Source organism: Pseudomonas folii (assembly GCF_014357575.1).
GTDB lineage: Bacteria > Pseudomonadota > Gammaproteobacteria > Pseudomonadales > Pseudomonadaceae > Aquipseudomonas > Aquipseudomonas folii.
In genome coordinates, this window is record NZ_JACONW010000072.1 from 21,574 (window position 1) to 27,573 (window position 6,000).

Annotated in this window: 5 protein-coding genes; 3 read left to right on the top strand and 2 right to left on the bottom strand. The window is 58.5% G+C overall.

All coding sequences use genetic code 11. The features are described 5' to 3' along the window. Positions 1-106: 106 nt before the first annotated feature. The gene (locus H8S59_RS15645) at positions 107-790 is read left to right on the top strand and encodes a response regulator transcription factor (RefSeq protein ID WP_095098796.1); all 684 of its coding nucleotides are present in this window, start codon (positions 107-109) and stop codon (positions 788-790) included. Beyond that, positions 768-2,159 (top strand): sensor histidine kinase, encoded by a 1,392-nt coding sequence (locus H8S59_RS15650; protein ID WP_095098794.1) that lies wholly within the window; start codon positions 768-770, stop codon positions 2,157-2,159. The genes H8S59_RS15645 and H8S59_RS15650 overlap by 23 nt, the downstream gene beginning before the upstream one ends. A 306-nt stretch (positions 2,160-2,465) precedes the next feature. Here the strand turns inward: H8S59_RS15650 and H8S59_RS15655 are convergent, their stop codons facing one another. Then, on the bottom strand, positions 2,466-3,197 hold the full coding sequence (locus H8S59_RS15655; RefSeq protein WP_187522008.1) for a GntR family transcriptional regulator: 732 nt from the start codon (positions 3,195-3,197) through the stop codon (positions 2,466-2,468). Between the two features lie 168 nt (positions 3,198-3,365). Here H8S59_RS15655 and H8S59_RS15660 point away from each other — a divergent pair, with 168 nt between their 5' ends. Next, positions 3,366-4,379, top strand: coding sequence for a DUF4917 family protein (locus tag H8S59_RS15660; RefSeq protein ID WP_425504582.1), 1,014 nt, complete (start codon positions 3,366-3,368; stop codon positions 4,377-4,379). Positions 4,380-4,708: 329 nt separating this feature from the next. Here H8S59_RS15660 and H8S59_RS15665 read toward each other — a convergent pair whose 3' ends face one another. Further along, positions 4,709-5,998 (bottom strand): MSMEG_0569 family flavin-dependent oxidoreductase, encoded by a 1,290-nt coding sequence (locus tag H8S59_RS15665; RefSeq protein ID WP_187522009.1) that lies wholly within the window; start codon positions 5,996-5,998, stop codon positions 4,709-4,711. Positions 5,999-6,000 lie beyond the last annotated feature (2 nt).

Genomic DNA, 6,000 nt, shown 5'->3' on the forward strand with positions numbered 1-6,000 from the left:
ACATTCAAGTTGAAAACCTGTACCAGATGAAAATTCTTTCAGAAACTGTTCAGGTCACATCAGCGAGAATAGGTTTTTTGGCTGTAACCCCCTTCAGGCAGGCAAGATGACCCGAATTCTGACCATTGAAGACGATGCCGTGACCGCCCAGGAAATCGTTGCGGAGTTGAGCAACCATGGCCTTGAGGTGGACTGGGTCGATAACGGCCGCGAAGGCCTTGCCCGCGCGGTAAGCGGCGATTACGACCTGATCACCCTCGACCGCATGCTGCCCGAAGTAGACGGTCTGGCCATCGTCACCACTTTGCGTGCGCAAGGCATCTTCACCCCGATTCTGATGATCAGCGCCCTTTCCGATGTTGATGAACGAGTGCGCGGCCTGCGTGCCGGTGGCGATGATTACCTGGCCAAGCCTTTTGCGTCTGACGAAATGGCAGCGCGGGTTGAAGTCTTGCTGCGCCGACGCAACCCGGTGGCTGCTGCCGAAACCGTTCTGCGGGTCGCCGATCTGGAACTGAATCTGATCAAGCGCGAAGCCAGCCGCGGTCAACATCCGCTGAGCCTGCTACCCACCGAGTACAAACTGCTGGAATTCCTGATGCGAAACAGCGGGCAGATCATCACCCGCATGATGATTTTCGAGGAAGTCTGGGGTTATCACTTCGATCCCGGCACCAACCTGATCGACGTACACATTGGTCGTTTGCGGAAAAAAATCGATCCTCCCGGCATGACTCCACTGATTCGGACCGTGCGAGGCTCGGGTTATGTCATTGCTGAACCCGTCTAAGGGCTGGCGTTCCTCCACCAGTCGTTTATTGGCGCTGTACAGTTTTCTGTTCGTGGCCTGGAGCTGCACGCTGATCGGCGTGGTGTACTGGGAAGTCAGCAGCTACCTGGAAAACCTCGCCCGCCACTCCCTCATGCAACGCCAGCAACTGTTTGCCCGCTTTGAAGGTGAGCAGTTGATCGAGGCGCTGACCTCCAGCATGACCTTCGACATGCGCGCCGTAGACGCCTATGGTCTGTTCGACGCGGAACTGCGCCCGCTCAATGGCCCGATAACAACCGTACCTCCGAGCCTGCCGCTGGACGGCAAGATTCATCAGTTGAGCAATTGCGTCGACTCAGAAGATCCGCACATGCCGCAGGATACCTGTGACGCGGTCGCCAGCCAGACCCGCGACGGTCACTGGCTGGTCCTGGTACGCGATAACGGTTCACTGTTTGCTGTGACCACCCTGATCTTGCGCGCCCTGCTTTGGGGACTGTCACTGACGATTATTCCCGGCATCGCGGGTTGGCATTTGTTGAGTCGCCGACCGCTGCAACGCATTCGCGGCATTCAGGCCAGCGCCGAGGCAATCGTTGCAGGCGATCTGGGTCGGCGTCTTCCAGTGTCGGCGCGCCGCGATGAGCTGGACATGCTGGCGGTCATCGTCAACGCCATGCTGGATCGCATCGAGAAGCTGATGAATGAAGTCAAAGGCGTCTGCGACAGCATCGCCCATGACCTGCGCACGCCTCTGACTCGCTTGCGGGCGCAACTCTATCGCATCCAGCAGCAATCACCGGAGGACTCCCTGGTTGCAACGCAAATGGATCAGGTCATTGCCGAGGCAGACACGTTGATGGCGCGCTTTCGCGGCTTGCTGCGCATCTCGGAAATCGAGGATCACCAGCGTCGCTCCGCGTTTGTCGAACTCGACCCTGGCGAACTGCTGCAAGAGGTCCATGATTTTTACCTGCCGCTGGCCGAAGAAGGTGGCGTCAGCCTGTACCTGCGCGTGGAAGATCCGTTGCCACCGCTACTGGGCGACCGCGCTCTGCTCTTCGAAGCATTGGCCAACCTGCTCAGCAACTCGATCAAATTCACCCCGGCCGGTGGCAGCGTGATCCTCAGTGCCAGAGCGGATGGCGACATTACCTGCCTGGAAGTCCAGGACTCAGGCCCCGGCATTCCTGAAGCCGAACGCCAAGCGGTGTTCCAGCGTTTTTATCGCAGCGAAGGCAGCACCCAGAAACACGGCTTTGGCCTCGGATTGTCAATCGTTGCGGCGATCGTCAACCTGCATGGTTTCACCCTGCACATCGGGACCAGCCCGTTGGGTGGTGCGAGGTTGAGCCTGGAGTGTCGGCAGACGGTGGCGTTGGTGTGACCGCGCGCGATAACAACAGTTAAATTGGAACTGTAGGAGTGAGCTTGCTCGCGATGGCGTCAGGTCAGACGGTAATTCTCAACAGGTCTACCGTTATCGCGAGCAAGCTCACTCCTACAGGTCCCCTGTTTGCTGTGCGAAAGCGTGGTGTCAGGGACACCGGGGCGATTCCTACAGGTAAACGGCATTTCAAATCAGATAATGAATATGGACCCTGTAGGAGCGCACGAGCACCGCGAGGCCGCGATGGCGGTGTGTCAAGCAGGACGCTATCGCGTACATCCGGAAAAAGCTGCGGACGAATCGTCAGCGGATTTCCACGCTGTAACGGAAATGGCTGGCGTGCCCGCGCGAACGACGCCACTCCAGCGGTTCACCGGCGTAGTTGCGCGCCAGACGTTCAATCACCACTACCGGACTGTTGACGGGAATCTGCAACAGGCGCGCATGCACATCACTGACCGCCTCGGCTGTCAGGGTCTCTTCGGCATAAGCGACCACCTGGCCGCACAGCGCTTCGTAGATCGGATACAGCAACGGCCCCTGGCGCTGCAGATCGTTGTCCAGCAATGCCTGAAACTGAACACGGGGCAGCCAGATCTCTTCCGCCAGCATGGGCTGCGTTTCAAGCAAGCGCAGTCGCACCATGCGGATCACGGGGGAGTCGGGAACCAGACCCAGGGCCTGGCTGACCACTGACGGCGCGGTCATTGGCTCAATGGACAGGATTCGGCTTTCCGGAACCTGGCGGGCGCCAGCAGCGGACTGAAAACGAAAGAAGCGGAACAATGAGGATTCAAACTGCGGGCGGCGAATAAATGTCCCGCGGCCCTGCTGACGCTCAAGAATATTGTCGGCAACCAGCATGTCGATGGCTTTACGCACCGTGCCGGTGGACAGGCAATACTCGCTGGACAGCGCCGCCTCGGTGGGAATCGCCTCGCCCGGACGCCAACGATTGTTGGCAATCTGCTCGGCCAACTGGTCGCGCAGGCGTTGATAAAGAGGTAAACGCTCATCGCTGGATAATTTGTTCATATTGTTATTTATCTAGTCATCTATATGAATATGAGGCGAAGTATTGTCTCGATAGTCGGGACCGTCAAGGCAACCAGGCGACATTTCTTCGCTCCGTTCTATAAGATGATCGGCGTTTAGCCCTGTCGCTCAGCTAAAGGGTGATCTTTGAATGTGTAGTGAAGCGAGATGATGCAATTGACGAAACTGGATGCCGGACTGGCTGACTGGAACGACCTGCGAAACGCCCGTGACGAAAGCTGGGGGCTGTTGATGGGTAACGGGGCGAGTCTTGCCGTCTGGAAGAACTTCGCATACGACTCGCTGTTCGACCTGTCCCAGACCACTCGCAGCAACCCCATGAGCCGCACCGAACTGGCGGTGTTCAACGCCATGGAAACTCAAAACTTCGAGCCGGTGCTGGCCGCGCTGAAATCAGCGATGCGGGTCAATGCTGCGCTGACCATCAGCTCGTCCTCGCCGCGCAACCGCTACTTCGCCATCAAGGAAGCGCTGATCCACGCCATCCGTTCGGTGCATATTCCGTGGAAGCTGATCGAGGCCAATACCCTCGCCCGGCTGAACAGCGAGTTGCAACGCTACGCGACCGTGTATTCAAGCAACTATGACTTGCTGGCCTTTTGGGCGGTGATGCACGCGCCGGAGCCGTTCGACGACCTGTTCAACGACGAGGCGACGTTCAATCTGCACACGGCCCGAACCAGCTCTGAGGCGACCCGCATCTTGTATTTACACGGCGGCATGCACTTGGTGAAAAACCTCGATGGCACGGTGCGCAAGCTGTTGTCATCGGAAAGTTCGCTGCTGGGCAGCTTCGCTATCAATGCCCTGGACGACGTGCCGCTGTTCATCAGCGAAGGCACCAGCGCGGAGAAGATGAAGCTCATCCGGACGTCGGATTACCTGTCGTTCTGCCATGGGCAACTGGCGCAACACGGCGATGCGCTGTGTATTTTCGGCCATGCACTGGGCAAACAGGACGCGCATATCATCGCGGCGATCCGTCAGGCCAGGCCGAAGCGGATCGCGATATCGGTCCTGCCGCGCAGTGATGCGTTTATCGAATTTCAGAAGCGGCATTACATCGGGTTGTTGGGTGATCTGGATGCCGAGTTGAGTTTTTTCGATGCAAAAACTCATCCGCTGGGCAGTCCGGAGCTGCTGGTTTCCAAAGCGGCGTAGTATTGCTTGTCCACTGACCTTCTAGTCGCCAAAGCCACTCTTACGGGAATGCGCTCCTATCAAACAGACCGGAGCCTCTTCGGCCCGGGTAGGAGCGAACTTGTTCGCGAGGCGGCGTGCCTAGAGAACCGCGTCAAACCCTCTCGCCAACAAGTTGCCTCCTACCTTCGAGCGCGACTAGCCTGAGCGCCTACGGTCGGGGTAGGAGCGAACTTGTTCGCGAGGGCGGTGTGCCTGAATAACCGTGTTAGCCCCTCTCGCCAACAATTGCGCTCCTACCGGTCAGTATTTGCTGCGCGACAGCGCTGTGTCAGGGACACGAGGGCAGCCTACCCCGCCCCCACTCGCCGCACCGGCGCCAACGCTTCAGCGATATGCGCCACCAGATATTCCGCATCCCGCGCCACACCTGAAAATCTGCCGGAACCCCAGGTGTACAGCCACGGCAAGCCAAGGAAGTACAAGCCAGGCTGTGCGGTGATACCCCGTTTGTGTCCAGGATGGCCGCGACCATTGAACACCGGTGCTTCGACCCACGTGAAGTCAGGCGTAAACCCGATACACCACACGATGCTTGTGATACTCGCCTCATTCAGATCCAGTTCGGTGCGCTCCTGCTCCGGCGCCCATTGCGGCGAATAGACCTCACCGGCCGGGGCATCGATGCCGTGCTCCAGAATGTATTTATCGATAGAGCCATTGATCCGGTTATAGACCGCATCAGCGCTGTCGAGACTGTGTTTGAGGTTGTTGGCAAATGTCAGCGTGTTGTCCTGCAGGCTTTGCAGACGTCCGAACAGTTCCATGCCCTCAGCCGCGAAACAACGCAGGTCGATGTCGCGACCGCCATCACGCCCGGTGACGTAATGGTTGGTGTTGTCGCGTACGCCTTCACGCAGCGGATGCGTGTCGACGCCGATGTCGTAGTAGCCCATCTCGGCCAGCCAGTCGACCACGTCCTTCCCGCGATAGAAACGTGCGCAACGGGGAGCATCGCCTACCGCCAGATAGACTTTGCGCCCGGCCAGATGCAGATCTTCAGCAATTTGTGCGCCGCTCTGCCCGGAGCCCACCACCAAGACGTTGCCTTCGGGCAGCGACTCGGCGTTGCGGTATTGCTCGGAGTGAATCTGGGTAATCTGCCTTGATACACGCTCGGCCAGGCGCGGGATGATCGGCGTGTGATAACCGCCCGAGGCGACGATCACCTGATCAGCCGTGAACTCGCCTTTGGAGGTATGCACCTCAAAACCGCCAGCGGCCCTTGGCACTACACGCTGGACCACCACGCCTTCTAGCGCAGGCGCATTCACCGACGCGACAAAGCCCGCTAGATACTCGTTGATTTGATCCCTGGTCATGAAGCCATGGGGATCTTTACCCTGATGCTCCACGCAGTAGCGATACCCTGGCAAAGCGCACTGCCAGTTGGGCGTCACCAGACTGAAAGCATCCCAGCGCTGAGTACGCCAGGTATGGGTCAGGCTGTGTTTTTCCACTATCAGGTGATCGATGCCGTGGGCCTGTAAATAATGGCTGGCAGACAAACCAGCCTGACCGCCACCGACGATGATTACGCTGTGATGGGGTGGTTTGATTGAGGTGAGGGGGTTGGTCATGG